This window comes from Paenibacillus sp. V4I7, from assembly GCF_030817275.1.
Classification (GTDB): Bacteria; Bacillota; Bacilli; order Paenibacillales; family NBRC-103111; genus Paenibacillus_E.
Window position 1 is genome coordinate 2686811 of record NZ_JAUSZD010000002.1, and the last position, 21114, is coordinate 2707924.

Annotated in this window: 12 protein-coding genes; all 12 read left to right on the forward strand. The window is 45.0% G+C overall.

The window, feature by feature from the left end; translation table 11 throughout:
* Positions 1-131 precede the first annotated feature (131 nt).
* The 12 genes from QFZ80_RS13430 to QFZ80_RS13485 all read left to right on the forward strand — a co-directional run bounded on the left by QFZ80_RS13430 (position 132) and on the right by QFZ80_RS13485 (position 20929).
* A complete protein-coding gene (locus QFZ80_RS13430) occupies positions 132-1091 on the forward strand; it encodes an ABC transporter permease (protein ID WP_307546178.1) in 960 nt (319 codons plus the stop codon).
* 20 nt (positions 1092-1111) lie between these two features.
* Entirely contained in the window at positions 1112-1978 is an 867-nt protein-coding gene (locus tag QFZ80_RS13435) for a carbohydrate ABC transporter permease (RefSeq protein ID WP_307546177.1), read from the forward strand.
* 77 nt (positions 1979-2055) lie between these two features.
* Entirely contained in the window at positions 2056-3696 is a 1641-nt protein-coding gene (locus tag QFZ80_RS13440; protein ID WP_307546176.1) for an extracellular solute-binding protein, read from the forward strand.
* 76 nt (positions 3697-3772) lie between these two features.
* Positions 3773-4789 (forward strand): sialidase family protein, encoded by a 1017-nt coding sequence (locus QFZ80_RS13445; protein WP_307559326.1) that lies wholly within the window; start codon positions 3773-3775, stop codon positions 4787-4789.
* Between the two features lie 23 nt (positions 4790-4812).
* Positions 4813-7755, forward strand: coding sequence for an exo-alpha-sialidase (locus QFZ80_RS13450; RefSeq protein ID WP_307559328.1), 2943 nt, complete (start codon positions 4813-4815; stop codon positions 7753-7755).
* 110 nt (positions 7756-7865) lie between these two features.
* Positions 7866-10811: a sialidase family protein gene (locus QFZ80_RS13455; protein WP_307559330.1), complete on the forward strand. Its 2946-nt coding sequence runs from the start codon at positions 7866-7868 to the stop codon at positions 10809-10811.
* Positions 10812-11055: 244 nt separating this feature from the next.
* The gene (locus tag QFZ80_RS13460) at positions 11056-13431 is read left to right on the forward strand and encodes a helix-turn-helix domain-containing protein (protein ID WP_307559332.1); all 2376 of its coding nucleotides are present in this window, start codon (positions 11056-11058) and stop codon (positions 13429-13431) included.
* Positions 13432-13626: 195 nt separating this feature from the next.
* Positions 13627-15171: an extracellular solute-binding protein gene (locus QFZ80_RS13465; RefSeq protein ID WP_307559334.1), complete on the forward strand. Its 1545-nt coding sequence runs from the start codon at positions 13627-13629 to the stop codon at positions 15169-15171.
* A gap of 90 nt (positions 15172-15261) precedes the next feature.
* Entirely contained in the window at positions 15262-16230 is a 969-nt protein-coding gene (locus QFZ80_RS13470) for an ABC transporter permease (protein WP_307546169.1), read from the forward strand.
* Positions 16231-16244: 14 nt separating this feature from the next.
* Entirely contained in the window at positions 16245-17129 is an 885-nt protein-coding gene (locus QFZ80_RS13475; protein WP_307546168.1) for a carbohydrate ABC transporter permease, read from the forward strand.
* A 20-nt stretch (positions 17130-17149) separates the two neighbouring features.
* Positions 17150-18169 (forward strand): sialidase family protein, encoded by a 1020-nt coding sequence (locus QFZ80_RS13480; RefSeq protein WP_307559336.1) that lies wholly within the window; start codon positions 17150-17152, stop codon positions 18167-18169.
* A 42-nt stretch (positions 18170-18211) separates the two neighbouring features.
* Positions 18212-20929, forward strand: a complete 2718-nt coding sequence (locus QFZ80_RS13485) for an exo-alpha-sialidase (RefSeq protein WP_307559338.1) — start codon at positions 18212-18214, stop codon at positions 20927-20929.
* The last annotated feature ends 185 nt before the right edge of the window (positions 20930-21114 follow it).

Consider the following 21114-nt stretch of genomic DNA (forward strand, 5'->3'; position numbering starts at 1 on the left):
TAGAATCAGGTTAAAAAAACGTAACAAATGTTTAGTTAGAGTCATACTATTCATCTCTGTAAACGCTTTATAATTAACACAAGGAGTACCGCTACTGGATGTCCAATACGAAAACGTTAAGGAGAAGAGACATGGATACTGACGTAATACAAACCTCCAAACTGTATATTAAGAAAGACTCAAAGGAGCATCGTTATAAAAAAAATTTGAAACTTATATTGAAATATAAGTATATGTATATGATGCTTATCCCTCTGCTCATATGGTATGTGATCTTCTGTTATGTTCCCATGTATGGGATCACCATGGCTTTTCAGGACTATACCATGAGTAAAGGATTTTTTAACAGCCCGTTTGTTGGATTGAAGCATTTCAAAGAATTATTTGGTGAAGAAGATTTCTGGAGGGCATTTTGGAATACCTGTATTATTGCGGTATACCGTATTCTTACACAGTTTCCCATTCCTATCGTTATTGCATTGCTTCTAAACGAAGTGAGGCATCATAAATTCCGTAAGGCCGTTCAAACGATTATCTATTTACCACATTTTATTTCGTGGGTTATCGTTGCTTCCATTTTTATCACTTTTTTCAGTCCAGAGACAGGGATTTTAGCAGCCTTTTTTAAAGACGGAGCTACAGATCTGCTGACAAATCCAGCTGCCTTTAGGCCTGTCTTGATTTTAACAGATATCTGGAAAGAAGCTGGATTTGCCACTGTCATCTATGTTGCGGCTATGGCAAGCATTAATACCGAACATTATGAAGCCGGTGTCATGGATGGTGCCGGAAGATGGTCCCTTATGTGGAATGTGACAATACCTGGCATACGTAATGTTATTCTAATCATGTTTATTTTAATTATCGGAAGGGTTTTGACTTGGGGCTTTGACCAAGTATATAACTTCTACAATCCAATGGTTTATTCAACGGGTGATATTCTGGATACCTACATTTTCAGAACCGCTTTAGGAGATAACAAATTTAGCTTCGCAGCAGCAGCAGGTATACTGAAGTCTGTGATATGCGCAGTATTACTTATCGTTTCAAATCGGATTGTAAAGGCATTCGGTCAAGAGGGTGTCTACTAACAACAGGAGGAGTTTAAATCATGTATGTACAAAAAAGATTTTCCTTGACTGATATAATCATATATTTAATGCTCGGTCTATCAGCCCTTATCATCATACTGCCACTGTGGAGAATCTTGATTATTTCGTTATCCACGCAGGAAGTATATTTAACAGACCCCTATCACCTAATTCCCAAGAGCTTCAGTCTTACAGAGTATAAGAGAGCGCTAGGCAGCATTGGAGGAATAGTAAAAGCCTTATTACGATCCGTAGAAATAACGGCGCTTGGAACAACAATAAGTATGATCCTCACCAGTTGTGGTGCGTATGCACTATCCAAGAAGGATCTTCCAGGTAGAGGGATTTTATTTCGTCTAATCGTATTTACCATGTTTTTCAGCGGTGGATTGGTTCCATTTTATGTGCTAGTTAAAAATCTAAACCTCATCGATACCATTTGGGCATTGGTTTTACCAACGGCGATCTCAACCTATAATTTGATTATTATGAAAAATTATTTTGCCAGTATTCCGCCAAGTCTAGAAGAAGCCGCAAAAATCGATGGATATAATGATATACAAATATTGTTTAAAATTATTATTCCAATATCTAAGCCTGTATTTGCTGCTATTAGTTTATTTTACGGTGTAGCTTTATGGAATGATTACTTTTTGGCTACATTATTTATAAATTCCAATGATATGTTTCCGCTGCAGGTTTTATTGCGGCAGATGATTATTCAGGATATGGTTACGGCGGAGGTAGGTGTCATGACGTCGGGATCTAATATGGAGCAATTTAAAATGGCCGCCATAATCGTTGGGATGATTCCTGTACTCATCGTTTATCCATTCATACAGAGATATTTTACAAAAGGAATCATGATGGGTGCAGTTAAGGAATAATGGCAATCCCCCACTTGGTGGATGACATAAATAAGACATTTTGCAAACGGAAAAATTAAAAAGGGAGAGGTAAAAAGATGAAAAAGCTTAACATGATCATGCCTTTGTCTATGTCCGTGCTGCTTGCAGCTACCGTATTAAGCGGTTGTGCAAAGCAAGAGCAGCCAGCAGCAACAGCAACAGGAAGCAGCCAGGCAAAAGAGCAAAAAGCGAGTGAACCAGTTCCAATCCGCTGGGTGCGTGCAGCAAATGAGCAGGACCCTCAAAAGGATCGTATCCTTCTGGAACTGCAAAAAAGAACGAATACGAAGATTGAAATTGTAAGCATTCCAAGTGATCAATTTGCTAACAAAATTAACCTCATGATGGCTTCGGGAGAAAGTTTTGACATCGCTACGGTTGACTCCGGCAAAACATTAAACGAATGGGCTAAGAATGACTTGATTTTGTCGTATGATGACTATTTAAAAAGCGGTAAGTACCCACACATCAATGCTGTTGTTAACGCTGAAGTTTACAAAGGCTTTAAGATTAATGGAAAGTCTTATTACAAGCCGCTGGGACTTGCTCCTATGCAGTGGGGCTGGGTTATCCGTACAGATTGGCTGGAGAATTTAGGCTTAAGTATGCCTACTACGCTCGAGGAATTTTATAACGTTGCAAAAGCTTTCAAAGAAAAAGATCCGGATAAGAATGGCAAACCTGACACCTATGGCGTTTATACGAGGGCAAGCGGTATGTCTGATCCATCCATTACCCAGCTTGGACAGTTTATATCAAGAGCACATGCCATAGCAGGCAGGACAGACAACTGGGTGACCCAGCCAGATGGTAGCATTACAAGATATGAAGTATCACAAAATGCAAAAGATTCGGCTGCTTTCTATAGAAAGCTATTAAAAGAAGATTTGATTAACAAGGATTGGCTTAGCTTAAAACCCGATGGTGCCCAAGGTCCTGAGTCCGATGATTTTGGAGCAGGGAAATATGGTATAGCTTCTACAACGAAGCCTGATTTATTCTTGCAAAAGGCCAAGTCTGTAAATCCTAATGCTAAAATTGCCTATCTTCCACCACTTAAAGGTGTGAATGGCGTACCTGCTAACTTAGGACATTCAGGCGGTTTCTGGAGAGGGAATATTATTCCAAAGACTTCTAAAAACCCTGAAAAGGCTTTGGAATTAATCGAATATACCTTAACAAAGGAAGGCAGAGAACTAACTCTGTTCGGAATTAAGGGAACCCACTTTACAGATGTTAAAGAAGAAAGCGGCCGAAGAGTTTTTACAGTAAACAAGGCTGAAGCCGATAAAGACTGGGACACCAAAAAGAATGGCTATCTGTATCCATTAGCATGGGGTGCAATGAATTACTTTGAATATGCTTACATCCCGATCAAAGAGAACAATTTTAATTATGACGAGGCGTTTAAGAAGCTGCAGCCATGGATTCCTACCGAAATGGCAGAAGGCGCTTTCACAGACTGGTTTGCTACGAACGCTAAGTATACAATGGCTCCACCGTTAATGAACGTTTTTGATGACAAAATTCTTGGTGACCAAACCAAACTAAGATCAACCTTTGGAGAAGGTTGGCTGAAGGCTATCATGGGCGACGACTTTGACGGCGCTTGGACAGAACTTCAGAAAAAGTGGCTGGCAGCAGGCGGTCAAGAGGTTATCACCAATGGACAGGAATTTTATAAGAAAAACAAATAACATAACTCAAATTCTTAATAGAAGAAGCCAGATGCAGGTCTGGCTTCTTCTTTAACAAAGAGAGGATGGAGAAACGGTGATACAAAAATTTGCAGTAAGCCGCGATGATGAGTGGTATGAGGCATGGCCGGATGTGACATTGACAGTTGGCGGAAAGCTTGTTTGCGTATTCTCGCAATGCACCCACCATGGGAACCGGTCGGCCACACGCTTGATGATCACAGAGAGCACGGATCGGGGAAGAACCTGGGGGAACAAGAGGCCATTCACCGAACTGACAAACGGCCGGCCGTATTGGAACTGTGCCCGCATATCACGGCTCCGTGATGGACGGCTTATCATTGTCGCGGACCAAATAACGAAGGAACGGGAAGGAGGCGGCCGTAATTACTTATGGATCGGCGACGCTGAAGGGATGAATTGGACGGGACCAATCGAAACCCCGCTCGAGGGCATCGTTCCCGACAAGCTCTGTGAGCTCCCGTCGGGTCGATGGCTATTGTCGGCCCACTCCTCTGACGGACAATGGCTCCGGTATTCCGATAATCAAGGGAAGGATTGGTCGGAGCCAGTGCTGGTTGCTGCACAGGATGGACTGAAGTTGTGTGAAGTGAGTATCCTTCCACTAGAAGACGGTACATTAGTAGCCTTTTTACGGGAAAACTCCGGTGAAGGCTGGGATTGTTATAAATCGATATCCTACGATCAGGGAGAAAGTTGGAGCGGGCTATTTCGGATGCCGCTGCCGGGATGCCATCGCCCTGTATCCGGTCTATTGCAGAGCGGACGCGTCCTAATCACCTACCGGTTCATGCAGGGCGGGAAGGGGTGGCTTGGTACATGGACGCAAAATTTCTTTGCTGCTTTGTCGGATCAGGAATCGGCCAAGGCACAGGAACGGCGCGATCAATGGACACGGATCTTGCCGGTTGATTTTGACCGCAGTCCGGTGGCTGATCTCGGCTACTCCGGATGGGTACAGTTTGAGGATGGGGAAATCTATATCGTGCAATATATTGTGGATGATGCGCCTAAGGGGCAAATCCGGGGATACAGCCTCCGTGAGGACGACTTTTTGCTGGCAGCGGAATAATAGGAAAGTAAAAGGAGGAAAAAATGCGTAAAATTACTTTGAATAAGAGTGTCTGCATGATTGTAATGATGTGTATGCTTTTTACGCAAATCATGTTTGTTGTTCCAACAAAGGTTGATGCTTCGGTGAACACTGAAAATGAGGCAACCATGGCAGATTTGTTTACTCAGAAAACGACGATTGGCGGACAGTATTATGAAATTTTTAGAATTCCGGGAATTGTTGTCACACAAGACGGAACGCTAATTGCTTACTGCGAGGCAAGAAAGACGACTTCTGACTGGGCGGATATTGACATCCTTATGGTCAGAAGTACGGATAATGGCCAAACCTGGAGTGCACCATCCAAGCTTGTTGATGGTATATCTACCCAGAACACAATGAATAATCCAGTCATGATTGCAGAAAGAAATAGTAATACGGTGCATTTCCTATTCAGCAAAGAATATGCACAGACGTACCATCTGAAAAGTACCGATGGCGGCTTAACCTGGACCAATCCATTGGATCCAGGATCATCTGCTCCGGTTGAGATCACCGGTGCTTTTCATGAATCAACCTATGATTGGCGGGTCATTGCAGTCGGTCCCGGACATGGCATACAACTTGATAATGGACGGCTGCTGGCTTCAGTTTGGATGGCAAACGGAGGGGCGGCAAACCCTACAACTCATAGCCCTTCCGTGGTTTCTACCATTTATAGTGACGATTATGGTGTTTCATGGCATATAGGTGAAATAGTGGCTGCGAATAGCCCTGAATTATCGAATCCGAATGAATCAGCGCTCGTTCAGCTTGCTGACGGAAGCGTGATGATCAACATGCGAAATAACGATTCCGGTAATCGGAGAGCGGTTTCGATAAGTCCGGATGGAATCAGCAATTGGTCTACGCCGGTCTTTGATGATGAGTTAGTTGACCCGTTATGCTTTGGCAGCATTGTTCGTTACTCTAAGGCTGGTGAAGCAGGCGAGGCCGGTGATAAGAATCGTATCCTGTTTGTAAATGATAACAGTGAAACAGCCAGAGAGCATCTCACCCTTCGCATGAGTGAAGATGAAGGGCAGACATGGAAATACTCAAGGCTTCTTCAACTGGGAGGAGCGGCATATTCGGATATTGCTGTGGGACCTGATAAATCCATCTATGTTTTTTATGAGAGAGAACCGTACAAGTATTTGACTGTCAAAAAGTTCGGATTGGATTGGCTTACATCCCCACCGCCAATGGCGCAGCTGAATCATATAGCGATATCTGGAGCTGATTTTGCACCCTCTTTTATAAGTGAAATATACGCCTATGATGTCAGGGTGGATGCGAGCCTTTCTAGTATCCTGATTAATCCTATTGCTTTCCCGAACAGCAGCTCGACGATCACCATTAACGGTCAACCTGCTAACAGCGGTGAAGCTTTTGAAGTTCCCCTCCCAGGGGATTCTGCAGAAATTTTGGTTACAGTTACTGCAAATGGTCAATCGAACACCTATACGCTAAGGGTTGCTAAGAAACGATTGGTAACCAACTGGAAGTTCGAGAAGTCTGTCAGCAACGGTATATATGATTCATCCGGATTTGGAAATAGTACTGCTACTACATTCAGGGGTGTTGAATACGAACAAGGGTATATAGGCAAAGCTCTTAAATTTGATGACTCGCCAACGGGAACAACCATTCAGAATAAAGAGCTTCTTGATATTGCAGGTATAGATGCTACCAAGTTTGGTACAGGAGATTTTTCTGTATCCACTTGGATACATGCAGATGATGTAAACAGTGGGAATGGGCAGCATGTACTTTTTTGGTATGGGCGCAGCGCAAGCGATATCAGCCAATGGTGGGTCCGCACAAAGTTAAATGCTGCTACAGGAACAGCAAATCTAGAGTTTTCAACCGGCAATAAACCTAATGGCATCGGTAGTGAAATTAACGCAGCAACATCTGATGCTCCCATAAAAGCTGGCGTGTGGCAGCATATAGTAACCCAAAGGAAAAATGGAGTAATGGAGATTTATGTAGATGGGGTTAGGAAAACCAGAAAAGGCTCAACTCCGCTTAATATTTCAAGAGGGCCCGAGACTAACTTGTATATTGGCAGAGCAAAGTCCGGTGATCGCGGATGGCACGGTAAAATGGATGAAATCCGTATGTACAACTACGGACTGAGTGCAGCCGAAATACAGGCGCTTGCATCACAGTTGTCTGTAGATTCGATCGCTTTAGATGCAAAAATAACGGAAGCAAAAGCTTTAAATGAAGCCATTTATACCTCTCAAAGCTGGGCAAACTTGCAAGCTGCCCTGACAGCAGCAGAAGCTCAATTGGACAGCGATGGAATTACACAAGGAGGGATGGATCAGGCTCAATTGGATCTGCAGGCTGCAATTACGGCGTTGGTCCTGATTGATATCGTTGCTCCAACGGCTTCTGTAAGCTATAGCAATGTCAATCCAACAAACCAAGACGTTGTGGCAACCATTACCCCTAGCGAGCCGGTAACCATTATAAACAACGGTGGATCTGACAGCTATGTGTTTAGCGAGAACGGAAGCTTCACATTTGAATTTATGGATGCAGCGGGTAACACAGGTTCAGTTACAACTTCCGTGAGTAACATTGATCGTATTGCTCCAACTTTAAAGATTACACTGGATCAAAATGAGCTAAATCTACCTAATCATAAATTGGTGCCGATCCATGCCGCACTAACATCTGAAGATAATAATCCGGGAACGCTATTTATTATTCTTCAATCCATTACTAGTAATGAGCCAGACAATGGATTAGGTGATGGGGATACTCCACACGATATCCTAGGAGCTGATTTTGGTACGTTAGATACCGATTTTGAGCTTCGCGCAGAACGTTCAGGCAAAGGGAATGGGAGAATCTATACAATTACTTATACCATAAGCGATGCAGCTGGGAATCAATCCACAGCTATAGCAACTGCTGTTGTTAAACATTGATATTTGTGAAGGGTGAATAATCACATTTTCCGGTCGATTAAGCTGAATAAGAAAGGGGGTGGGTTTTAAGAATTGATTTTGAAGTTGAGCCTAAACAGGAGAGTGATGATATGACGAACCGTCATATACGTATATTAAAAGGAAAAACAGTTAAAATTCTTACACTGTTATGTGCATTTTTCCTATTAGCATCCGTTGTCCCCTTCCATTCGGGAAATGTGGCAAAGGCTGCAGCACCCTTTTATGATGAAACCATTCTATTTGAATCGACAGTTGATGGATATGCCCAGTACAGAATACCAGGTGTAGTTGTTACCGGTAATGGTACCGTTATCACTTACACGGAAGCAAGGAAGACGACATCGGACTGGGCAGATATTGACATTTACATGAGAAGAAGTGTTGATGGCGGAAATACCTGGCAGTCCAGAGTCAAGCTGGTGGATGGTGTGTCTACAGCTAATACAATCAACAATCCTGTCATGATCGCAGAAAAGAACAGCGGCACGGTGCACTTCCTATACTGCAAGGAATATAATCAGGCCTATTACAGGAAGAGTACGGATAACGGTGCCACATGGTCGAGTCCTGTGGAAATAACCTCTGTATTCAACCAGTTTAAATCAGAGCTAAATTGGGCAGCATTCGCCACGGGTCCCGGACATGGGATTCAACTAAATAATGGAAGGTTGCTTGTACCTGTCTGGCTTACTTTAAACACATCCCATGCACCCGGAGTTGTTTCCACTATTTACAGCGATGACGGTGGGGTTACATGGAATAGAGGTGAAATCATCTGGGACACTCCGGATATACCTAGTCCCAATGAGACAACATCCGTACAGCTTTATAACGGTTCAGTTATGCTCAATATGAGAAATAGTACAAAGGTCTCCCCGTTGCGATCTGTTGCAACAAGTCTAAACGGGAACAGCGGGTGGTCTACTCCCGTTTTGGACAATGAATTGAATGACCCGAATGATTATGGAAGCATTTTACGTTTTACAGATCAACACGAATACTATAACAACAGGCTTTTATTTACCAATACAAATAACCCTAGCGATAGATCCAATTTGACGGTTAAGATGTCCATGGATGAGGGAGATAACTGGACCTATTCCAAAGTAATAAGCCCGACAGGTGCTGCCTATTCAGATCTTGCAGTCAGCAATGATAAACAGACGATCTATTGCTATTATGAAAAATGGAATGGCACTCTCAAATATCATTATATGGTTTTAGCAAGGTTTAACTTGGAATGGCTAACCGACGGCGAACAGAGTCTTGATCCGTTATCAGGACCTTCTCCACTGTATCCTCCAATACCTACAGTGAATGTGGATGAGCAATGGAGCAGCCTTTCGGCCTGGACAACAGCTGGAAACGCTGCAATCAGCCCAGTGGGGCAGCTGAGCTTGTCTAGTAATAGTAGTACCACTTCTTCTGTTAATAGGACGGATATCAGTATTCCGGGGTCCTATACGCTTGAATTCAAGGCTAAAGTAGATGATTTCAGCAATGGAGCCATAGGGGTCAGCCCATTTCCTGCATCCTTGGCGACCAAGATAGGGGATGGGAAATATAGGCTGATGCTGGATTTCAGGACGGACGGAATCTACGCAATAACCAATTATGGTGTCTGGACGCAAATAAAAGCAGTGACGCTAAATAACAGCTGGTATACATGGAAAGTAATTGTGAATCATGGTGTCGCCGAAGTATTCATGGACGGAGTATCTCAGGGTAAATTCGCCATGCAGTCTGGCAACTATAGCGATGTTTTGCAGCACTGGGTTCTAGGTACTAGCACGGATGCAGTAAATGCACATGTCGAATACTCAAAACTGTATACAGATGTGCCTGTTACATGGGATGTCGCCACGGTAAATCTCGATGAGCAGTGGAACAGCATGTCCGGCTGGACTACAGCTGGCAGCGCTATAATCAGCCCTGCGGGACAGCTGAAATTGTCTAGCAATACAAGTACCAATACGTCTGTGAACAGGACGGATATCAGTATTCCGGGGTCGTATACGCTTGAATTCAAGGCGAAAGTAGATGATTTCAGCAATGGAGCTATAGGGGGGAGTCCGTATCCTGCATCCTTAGGGACTAAGATTGGTGATGGGAAATACAGGCTGATGCTGGACTTCAGGTCAGATGGTATCTATGCAATAACGAATTACGGTGTTTGGACGCGAGTAAAAGCTGTGACATTGAATAGTAATTGGCATTTATGGAAAGTAAGGGTGAATAACGGTTATGCCGAAGTATTTATGGACGGTGTATTCCAGAGCAAATTCGCTATGCAGTCCGGCATCTATAGTGATACACTGCAGTACTGGGTTTTAGGCACAAGTACGGATGCCGTAAATGCTCACATAGAATCCACAAAGCTTTACACAGAATTGCCTGGATCAGGTCCTGTTGGATACTGGAAATTCGATGAAACAAGCGGCACCTCGGCGTCAGATTCATCAGGTAATGGAAATACGGGAACCGTGTACAATGGCTCGGTTTGGACTGTGGGTAAGCTAAACAACGGGCTAACATTTGATGCAACCAATGATTATGTAGATGCAGGCAACAAAAATAGTCTGCAGTTTGGTAAAGGTGATTTTACTGCGTCTGCGTGGGTGAAAACCGATACCATATCTGGAAACAGGTTCATTTTCTGGTATGGTGATGTGGGTACTGCAGTACCTTCATGGTGGGTACGCATGGAATCGGGTAAAGTTGCTTTCCAACTTGATGGCACATCAGCGCCTACCGGAAATTATGTGGTAACGGATACTGCCGCACTGTCGGTTGGAACTTGGACGCACATTGCTGTGACCCGTGAAGATCTGATCATTAGGATCTATGTGAATGGCGTAGAAAATAAGGGTATATATACCAGCAACGTACCAGATGTATCTAGTACATCAAATGGTCTTGCCATCGGTAAGGACAAAAATGGAACCACACGTTACTGGGATGGTATGCTGGATGAAGTACGTGTGTATGACAGGGCTTTAAGCTCCAAGGAAATTCAGAGGTTGTATAATCAATAATTCCATTTATAGAAATAATAAGAGCTGGACAATTGTCTGGCTCTTTCGAATTTCAAATTCATGAATGAGAAAATTACGTAATGTTGACCATTATTGTCAAGAGATCCTATCCAAGATAATGACATTTGATCGCTGCTGACCGCAAGGTTGTGTTTGAATATGGCAGTTACAGCACAATCGTTGTGCTACATCCGAAATTGCAAGCGATTGCATACGTTAAATAGTTAAAGGGGGCAGAAACGACATGTTCTATACTAACAGCCGTTTTGCTTGGTTGAACAAGAGGATGAGAAACACATTTTTCATCAAATTGATTATGACTACGGCTTTGATTGCCATCATTCCAAATCTGCTCTCCGACGTAGTCGCGTATTACAAAGTTTCCAAAACCTTCGAAGAAGAAACAGGGAAAACGAAGCAGCAATATTTGAACCAAACACGCAATGCCATCGAAATTGTATTGAAACGAATCAAGGAGAATTCCAATCTGCTTGCACTGAACCAATCCTTCGTAGAGTTTGAAAAGTTTCCGAACGGCAGCTATTACGAAGACCTGCAGGGAGAGCTTGGCAAAGAGGACCTGCCTTCCCTGTACGGATATTTGGCAGCCAAAACCAATTCCATCTCTACGATTAATACCTTCCGAATATCCAATGAATTTGTGGATTCCGTCTATTACTATGACAGCAGTAAAAGCCTTGTTATCACTTCGGACAATAGCGGCTCCAACCGGCAATTTGATCTTGATGATTTCTATGATAGGGACTGGTACAACACGTTAATTGAATCGAAAGAATATTACGTGTTTATGGATACCCGAATCACCAAAGCGTATGCTTCAAAAGAAAAAAACTTGCTATCCATTATCTATAAAACGAATAAAGACAACAATGCCTTTATCATCAATCTGGATGCTTCTGTTATTTATAATGAAATTATTAACAAGCTGAACCATCAGGATGATATTTACGTTGTTTCATCATCTGGGAAAATTCTATTTCACAGCAATCCAGCTAGCATGCATCAGAAACTGAGCCTTATTTTACTGGAGGAAAAAGATATTGTTGGGAAATCAGGTTCATTTGTGAAAGATCTGAAGGGTGCTAAAAAGCTGATCAGCCATTCCGCATCTCCTTTATTGGGGTGGACCTTCGTGAACATTTCGGATATGGAGGCACTATCCAAAGGGACAGCTTCGATCAAGCAAACGATCGTTCTATCCGCCTTGGTTCTGGTTCTTCTTACACTAACATTGGCTTACTTGTCCTCGAGAAGCTTATACAGACCGATATCCCGGCTCAAGGCGATGATTGGCGGTGAATCGGAGCGGAAAACGGGTCAAACAGACGAAATCGGCACGATAGGTATCTTCATGCAGTCAGCCATCCATGACCGAGACTACTACAAGGAAAAGCTTGAAGAAAGTCTGCCTTTTCAACGGGAGCAATTCAAGTATTCGCTTCTGCGCCGGCATTCCATGAATTTGGAAGAAATCAGGAGTAAGAAAGCCTATTTGGACTTGGAAATCGATGTGGACGATCTTGTTGTGCTGGCACTTTCATTGGACGGCCACAGTAACAGAGAGATGGAGAGGGGGATGATTACGAATATTACAAATGAGCTCTTCAAGCTCCGGATCATGGACAAAATCATACAAAGCCCAGTTATCCTAACCCCCTTTTATCTCGTTGATGCCGAAAAAGATATCATCGTAATCGTGCTGGGTCGCGGAGGGATGGACCAGCAGCAGGTATTCCTGCTTGGGCAGCAGCTTCTTGACGAAGTGAATTTGGAGCTGCAGAGTTATTGCACAATCGGAATTGGCAGAGTCTGCAGCTCTATTCTGGATTTACCGCAAGGCTATGAGGATGCACTAGAAGCATTGAAATATCGGATCTTGTATGGGAATGGATATGTCATTTCCATCGACGATATCCGTATCGACAATAAAACTGGGTTTCATTACCCGAAACAAAAGGAAGAACTTCTGCTAGGCCATCTTAAAACGGCTCGCACGGAAGAAGCTCTCCAAGCGTTCGACGACTTTGTCTCCAAAATCAATGAGCATAAAAATAAGCTGCACTACAATCAGATTAGGCCGCTTTTCATGCAGCTATTAACGGGAATCATGCATGCATACAACCAGTTGGGAGCAGATATGAGGGCTGTTTTGGGTGGCGAAACGGACCCTTACCGGGAGCTTCTTGATCAAGATTCCATGGATAAAATTGGGGAGTGGTTTCACAGGCTCATTCTTTTAACAACGGTTTATATCGAACGGGAAATGAGCTCAAAAGGTAACCATCATATTACCAGAGTGATTGATATCATCGAACGGAATTACAGCCAAGACATTTCCTTGAATTCAGTAGCGGAAGAATTGAATTTGAACCCGGCCTACATCAGCCGGCTTTTCAAACAAATAACCGGTCAACCTTTTGTTGATGTTCTAAAAAAAGTGAGGATCGAAAGAAGCAAAGAGCTTTTAGTCCAAAGTGATTTGAAAATCAACGAGATCAGTAAACAGGTCGGCTACAGTAATTCGTATTATTTTATCAAAGTGTTTAAAGATATGATGGGTTTAACGCCCGGTGAGTACAAAAAAATATATGGCCCCTGAGCGACCGCAGTTACTGTGCAAGTTCTGCGGTGGCTGGACGGTATTCACATTATAAATTTTTGACATGTATAAATTGTTGTATGAATGTAGAAACATTACTATTTAAAACGCTTACATACATTGCTATTGTTGGCTCAGACTCAAGGTTCGGATGAATGGATCTGGGGATCGTAGGAAAACAAGGGAGGAACAGGAATGGTTAGAAAAGTTGTCAGCGCTACCGCAATCGTGCTGCTATCCGCATTCACACTAGCGGCATGCTCTAGTGGCACCACCACTGACCCTAAGGGTACTGCAAATGAATCTCCAAAAGGGAACACACCGAAGGTAATACCCAAAATCTACATTTACCAAAACACGGGGGCATTAAACCAGAAGCCGGAAGGGAGTGTACCGGAAAAGCTTGAAGAAATGAAAAAAATGTATATGGAAAAGCTGGGTATCGAGCCCATTGCCATCATTCCTCCCCAAGGTGGGGATGCATCAAAGGAAAAGCTAAACCTGCTCTTAGGCGGTTCCAGCGATGAAGTCGATACTTTCCAAGCAAATTGGGACGATTATGCCTCGAAAGGTGCGATCATTCCGCTTAATGATTTATTGGATAAATACGGACAGGACATCAAGAAGGCATGGGGCGAGAAAGCCTGGGAGTATATGAAAGACAAAGACGGGAAAATATGGGGCATTCCGAGGGGAGAACCAGCTGTGCACTATCCGATCTGGATCCGTTCGGATTGGTTGAAGAAGCTGGATCTGAAAATGCCGCAAACGATCGATGAATTGGAAGCCGTTTTGAAAGCGTTTAAAGAAAAGGATCCTGATGGGAACGGGAAAGACGATACGATTCCGATGATGACGGATTTGGCCGGTATTAGGAACGCTCTCATGGGTGGATTCGTCGAGCACGGAAACAGCAACTGGGTTGATCCCGCGGATCAAAAGCTAAAGCCGGTGGAGCTCGCTCCCGGTTTCAAAGATTTTGTCGCGAAGCTGGCTGATTGGTATCAGAAGGGCTATATCTATAAAGAAGCGTTCGCCAAGTTCGATCCCATGGAATTGCTGAAAACGAATCGAGTAGGCACTTCGTCCATGTGGTATTCGCGGATTACGCTGTTGTTCCCGCAAATTAAACCGAATCTGCCGGCCGACGCCAACTTTGAAATGATCAGGGGAATTCAAGGTCCTAAGGGCAAGCTGATGACAGCTTCCTCGGGTAACACCGCTTCCATGGTGATTACGAAAAAGGCAAAGAATCCAGAAGCAGTCATGAAATTTATTAATCATCAATATCAAGATATTCCAACTAATTCACTTACGGCCGCATTCGGCACGAACTGGAGCTATATCGGAGACAGCAAGTTTGATATCGAATTGAAAAGCAAAGACCTTCAGTATGCAGGTGAATATTTCGTATCTCTGGGCACGGCGACGGAGTTGAAATATGCGTTCCAGGATCCAGTAAAGAAAATGCATGCCGATTATTTAACGAAAGAAGCATTAAAGCTTGATGTTGCAAAAATAGCGGTAGACGCCACGATTATGTACGACAAGAAAAAGCTGCAGGAAAATATTCCGACGCTTGGGGATATTGAACGGTTGAGAAACGAAGAGTTGGTAAAATTCGTGACGGGGGCAAGACCACTCGGTGAGTTTGATAAATTCATCGACCAGCTGAATAAGGCAGGGCTTGACAAGTGGATCACTGAATATACGCGGCAGTTTAACGAAAAGAAGAAGTAAGACGGCTGAAGAGATCGTTATACGGCGGCTTGCGGCTAATTGGTTTCCTGTGTAGGCTGCCGTGGAACGTTCTGAAAGGAGGAAACGCTTTTGACATCAACGAATGCGGCGATTTTAAAATCCTCTAGCCGCCCGCAGGCTGCCAAGAAGAGGTTATGGTCGGCTATCAAGATGCATCGATTTTATTATTATTTGATCATACCCGGCATGCTTTATTTTTTGATTTTCGACTATATCCCTATGTTTGGTATCATTGTCGCTTTTAAGGATATATCCCCATTCGAGGGTGTAAGCGCAATTTTCACAAGTGAATGGGTTGGGTTTAAACATTTCATCCGTTTTTGGAACTCCTATTATTTTTGGAATGTGATGCGGAATACTTTATTGATCAGCGGTTATAAGCTGCTGTTCGGTTTTCCTGCTTCTGTCCTTCTAGCACTGCTTCTGAATGAATTGAGACATGCGGTGTACAAAAGAATCGTGCAGACGATTTCTTATTTGCCGCACTTCATCTCCACTGTCGTCGTTGCTGGATTGGCGATGATGGTGTTGTCCACTGACGGAGGTATGGTGAATGCCATCATCGTTCAATTCGGCGGTGAACCGATTCATTTTCTAGGGGATCCCATTTACTTCAGAAGTGTTTTGATTATTTCACATGTGTGGCAGACGATCGGATGGGGAAGCATTTTGTATTTGGCAGCCATGACAGGGATCGATCCCGGACTTTATGAGGCGGCGAAGATGGACGGCGCTGGCCGTACGCGGCAAGCGTGGCATATTACGCTGCCAGGAATTGCTCCAGTGATGGTTCTCTTACTCATTCTGTCGATCGGCGGTTTGCTGAATGCCGGGTTCGAGAAGGTACTGCTGTTGTATTCTCCAGCGGTTTACGAAGTGGCGGATATTATCGACACCTATGTGTATCGGGAAGGGTTGTCGAAGTTAGACTACTCCTTCGCGACGGCGGTCGGATTGTTCAAAAACGTCCTGGCCATGTTCCTCATTCTGGGAGCCAACTATATCGCTAAAAAAATGAACCAGACAGGAATCTGGTAGGGGGTGACGGGTCGATGAGCGCAATCAAACCTACCGTTGGCGAACACACATTCGATGTGTTTAATATCTTAATCCTAGCTGTATTATCTCTGCTGTTTCTGATTCCTTTCTTGGCGGTGTTTTCGACTTCGTTCATAAGTGCCGAAGAATCGATGAGAAGGGGAGCGTTCGTCCTCATTCCGGAAAAGATCGATTTCGGCGCCTACGACATGCTGTTGAACCGTGGAATGATCATCTACAACGCTTATAAAGTGACGTTTTTTCGGATTACTGTCGGTACGTTCCTCAATTTGCTTTTTACTGCGACTTTGGCATACGGATTGTCGAGAAGAACGCTTCCTGGCCGCAACACTTTTGTGCTGATTATTTTTATCACGATGATTTTTCATGGCGGCCTGATTCCGACCTATATGCTGATCGATAAAATAGGTTTGAAGGATACACTGTGGGTGCTAGTTATTCCTGGATTAATCAGCGCGTGGAATTTGTTTATTATGCGGAACTTCTTCTTAGCTTTACCGGAAGAATTGGAGGAATCGGCGATCATAGACGGCGCAACTCCGGCGGTGATTCTATGGAAAATCATTATTCCGCTCTCCATGCCGGCTATTGCCACAATTGGACTCTTTTACACCGTACATCATTGGAATGATTGGTTCGGTGCCTCCATTTACATTAATAGTCAAAGCTTGCTTCCGATTCAAGTGATCATGCGCAATATTTTGTTAACTGGACTCTTACAAGATGAAACGCAGGTGGAATACATTCGAGATCCGCCTCCTGCCGCATCTTTAAAATCGGCGGTTGTGATGATAAGTACACTTCCCATCTTGTTTGTGTATCCGTTTATCCAAAAATATTTCGTCAAAGGCATGATGGTCGGTTCCATTAAAGGTTAATTTTGAGAGGAGAGCATTCGGTGCTTGATAAACAAAACCTATTCACATCGGGAGAGCACGGTTATCACACATTCCGCATTCCGTCCTTACTTGTGACACGGGAGGGAACGGTGCTAGCCTTCTGCGAGGCACGAAAAAACGGGGCTGGCGATGCCGGTGAAATCGATGTAGCACTTCGAAGAAGTTTAGATAATGGGGATACTTGGGAGAAGTTTCAGGTCATCGCGGGCGACGGCACGAGTACGATTGGCAATCCTTGCCCGGTTCAGGATCGGGAGTCGGGCACGATCTGGCTGCTGCTTTGCCGGAATGCGGGAGATGGTCATGAGAAAGATATTTTGGCGGGGAAAAGGGCTAGGGATGTGCTTGTGATGAAAAGTGACGATGACGGAGCGACATGGACGCAGCCGAAGGATATTACAGCGGACGTCAAACGGGCGGAATGGACATGGTACGCAACTGGTCCGTGTCACGCGGTGCAGCTGCAAAGCGGTCGGTTAATTGTGCCGTGCAATCACGCTGTATTGAACCCAGAGACAGGTACGTCGGCTCCGTACACCGCACATGTCATCTACAGTGACGATCACGGAGCTAATTGGCAAATTGGCGGTATCGTTGGTCCAAACACGAATGAATGCACACTCGCGGAATTGCCAGACGGGTCGGTATATATGAACATGCGCAGCTATCACGGCCAAAACCGGCGCGCTTCAGCTTGGAGTCTCGACGGAGGCCTTACTTGGTCGGAGATCACTCTCGACGAAGCGTTGATTGAGTCAGTATGCCAAGGCAGCGTGGTCGAAGATGGGCGAGGGGGCATCCTTTTCTCTAATCCGGCCAGCTTAAAGCGAAACAACATGACGGTTAAGACTAGTGTGGATGGCGGTCGTTCTTGGACGATTGAGAGGATGCTTCACGAAGGACCTGCTGCTTATTCTGACTTGGCGATCGCTAAAGACGGAACGGTGTTGTGTTTCTATGAATGTGGCGAAGAGAGACCATACGAGCGTATCACGATAGCCCGCTTTTCCAAAAATTGATAATTCCAACCATTAAACATTATAAGGAAGGGGTTTGTAATAATGTTGAGAAAATCGTACTTATTCGTTTTCATCCTCGTGTTTGCTCTTGTCCAAATTCCGCTCTCATTGATCGGCGAAAGTCAAGTAGCGGAAGCTTCCCCAGCAAAGGACCCTTATTTTCAAAACATGGATTTGTACGTAGCGGGTACGGAAGGGTACAACACGTTTCGCATTCCTTCGCTCTTAACAACTCAGACCGGGACGCTGTTGGCATTTGCCGAAGGACGCAAAAACAGCGCTGCTGATAATGGAAATATTGACCTGGTGCTGAAACGCAGCTTCGATCAAGGCAGAACGTGGCTGCCGCTGCAGATCATTTGCGACGCTGGGGTTGATACGTGCGGCAACCCAACGCCGGTGCAGGATGAGAGCACGGGCCGAATATGGTTGTTCGTTACCCAAAACTACGCTCCGGATACATACGGTACAATCGTGAATGGAACGAGTCGTGGCGTGCGCACGATATGGAGCACCTACAGTGACGACGATGGAGCGACATGGACGCAGCCGGTCAATCGCTTTAGCGAAGTGCAGGCTCCGAACACCCGATGGGACGGAACGGGACCGGGGATCGGTATCCAGCTTCAACAAGGTGCGGCTAAGGGAAGACTAGTGATTCCGGCCATTGATCGAAACATTCAAAGCGATGATCATGGCGTGACATGGTACGAGAGCGGAAAGCTGCCGCCCGGCTTGGGTGAACCAACCGTCGTGGAATTGACGGACGGGACCCTGATGCGCAACGACCGATTGTCCAGCCACCAGGAGATAAGAAGGCGGGGAATATCGATCAGTCCCGATCAAGGAGCTACATGGTCCCCGATATATTACGATGACTCACTGATTGATCCGATCTGCGAGGCGAGCATCATCCGATATATGCCCGCTGATAACGGGGTGGGTAACCGCATGTTACTTTTCGCGAACCCAGCAGATACGGTGAGTAGGGATAAAATGACTGTTCGAATCAGCAATGACGATGGGCAAACGTGGTCGACGTCCAAGATGGCTTACAAAGGGCCTTCGGCTTATTCCTCACTGGCGATTTTGCCGGATGGAAAAGTCTCCTTACTCTTCGAGGGAGGCGAGTACACACCCTATGACAAAATCATGTTTGCAACATTCAATCTCGAATGGTTCCAAGTGGAAGAACCGGATCTCGACAACTTGCTGTTTTCCGACGGCAGCCTTACTCCCGTGTTCCGAGGCGATATCTCGGAATATTCTCTAGCTTTGTACAGTGGAACCGAACAATTGACTTTAACTCCAGTAACGTCGGGTACCAACATCGACATTACAGTAAACGGTAATCCAGTAGCGGCTGGACAGCCGGTATCAATCCTTTTAGGTGATTTGCAAGCTATTTCGATCGAGGCGAAGCTCGGTCAGAGAGTCCGGCAGTATACCCTTCACCTCGATCGAACAAGACCAACGCCAGACCCGCTGGTGCATTGGGATTTCGATCAAACGGATGCGAACGGCATCGTGGATTTGACCGGTAAGGGACATAGCGGGGTCATGCATAACGGTGCTGAACTTCGTCCCGGCTTGGACGGAAATGCGTTGTACTTGAACGGTACCCGGGCCAATGTAGAGATTACGAACGAGGAGGATTTGCATCCCGGAACGGATGACTTTACATTCTCGGTATGGGTCAACCCCGAGGCGTTGTTTCAGCCCATGCACGTTTTGTATTGGTATGGCAAGGCAGGCAGTAAAGTTCCGCAATGGTGGTTTGCTGTGCATAATACCGGAGCAGTCCGTATGAATATGGCGGGTCTGCCATCCGGGCGTGAAGTGGGCATTGCCACAGCAGCCGGACTCGTCAAGACTGGCGTATGGACGAACATTACGGTTGTCCGAGACGGATCCGTGAATAAAATTTACGTCAACGGCGAATGGGCTGCCACTTCCGCCAAATACGACAGTCCCACGATGAATGTTACAAACCCAAGTGCTCCCCCGTTGGTTGGGTATGACAAAGGGACGGTTGCCAACCGTGATTGGAAAGGGTACATGGATGAGTTGAAGATTTACAAATACGCCATGAATGAAGCGGACGTCCGAAAGCATTATTGGCATATCGACAAGTTGAAACCGGTAACTCAGGCTGCTGTAGAACCCGGCGAACCGAACGGTACGAACGGCTGGTATACCACTGATGCAACAGTGACGCTTTCCGTGTATGATGATTTTTCCGGAGTTGCTCGAACAGAATATCGGCTGAACAGCGGGGACTGGAAAGCTTACGAGGGAGCGTTTACTGTTTCGGAGGAAGGAACGCAGCTGTTGGAGTACCGCAGTGTGGACCGGGCGGGTAATATCGAAGATTCCAAGAGCATGACGCTCCGTATCGACAAGATTGCTCCAAGACTAAACATGGTGCTGGATAAAACGGAGTTATGGCCGCCAAACGGTGAATTGGTTCCAATTCAGGTGGACATCCAAGCGATCGATGAACGATCCGGCGTAGCTGAAATTAAGCTTGTCTCTATCACAAGTAACGAAACGGACGACAAGAAAGGAAAGTTGGATCAAGAAAGTGATATCCAGAATGTGGAGTACGGAACAGATGATCGAACTTTCTTGCTGCGAGCCGAACGTAATGGGAACGGTACAGGACGTATCTATACGATTGAATATACGGTTACGGACCAAGCTGGACATGTGACAAGCAAGACTGCCGTTGTATCGGTGAAACATGACCAATCCTATTAATGAGCAATGAGTCAAGCCTTAATGTTATCAAGAAAAGATGGAGAAGAAATGATACTAAAATTTGCAGTAAGCCGCGATGATGTTTGGTATGAGGCATGGCCAGATGTGACGTTGACGGTTGGCGGAAAGCTCGTTTGTGTATTCTCACAATGCACCCACCACGGGAATAGGTCCGCTACACGCCT

Excerpts from the sequence above, each read along its gene's own strand:
- QFZ80_RS13430 (WP_307546178.1), top strand. The coding sequence starts at position 132 with ATGGATACTGACGTAATACAAACCTCCAAACTGTATATTAAGAAAGAC.
- QFZ80_RS13435 (WP_307546177.1), top strand. The coding sequence starts at position 1,112 with ATGTATGTACAAAAAAGATTTTCCTTGACTGATATAATCATATATTTA.
- QFZ80_RS13485 (WP_307559338.1), top strand. The coding sequence starts at position 18,212 with ATGTTGAGAAAATCGTACTTATTCGTTTTCATCCTCGTGTTTGCTCTT.
- QFZ80_RS13465 (WP_307559334.1), top strand. The coding sequence starts at position 13,627 with ATGGTTAGAAAAGTTGTCAGCGCTACCGCAATCGTGCTGCTATCCGCA.
- QFZ80_RS13460 (WP_307559332.1), top strand. The coding sequence starts at position 11,056 with ATGTTCTATACTAACAGCCGTTTTGCTTGGTTGAACAAGAGGATGAGA.
- QFZ80_RS13440 (WP_307546176.1), top strand. The coding sequence starts at position 2,056 with ATGAAAAAGCTTAACATGATCATGCCTTTGTCTATGTCCGTGCTGCTT.
- QFZ80_RS13455 (WP_307559330.1), top strand. The coding sequence starts at position 7,866 with ATGACGAACCGTCATATACGTATATTAAAAGGAAAAACAGTTAAAATT.
- QFZ80_RS13450 (WP_307559328.1), top strand. The coding sequence starts at position 4,813 with ATGCGTAAAATTACTTTGAATAAGAGTGTCTGCATGATTGTAATGATG.
- QFZ80_RS13475 (WP_307546168.1), top strand. The coding sequence starts at position 16,245 with ATGAGCGCAATCAAACCTACCGTTGGCGAACACACATTCGATGTGTTT.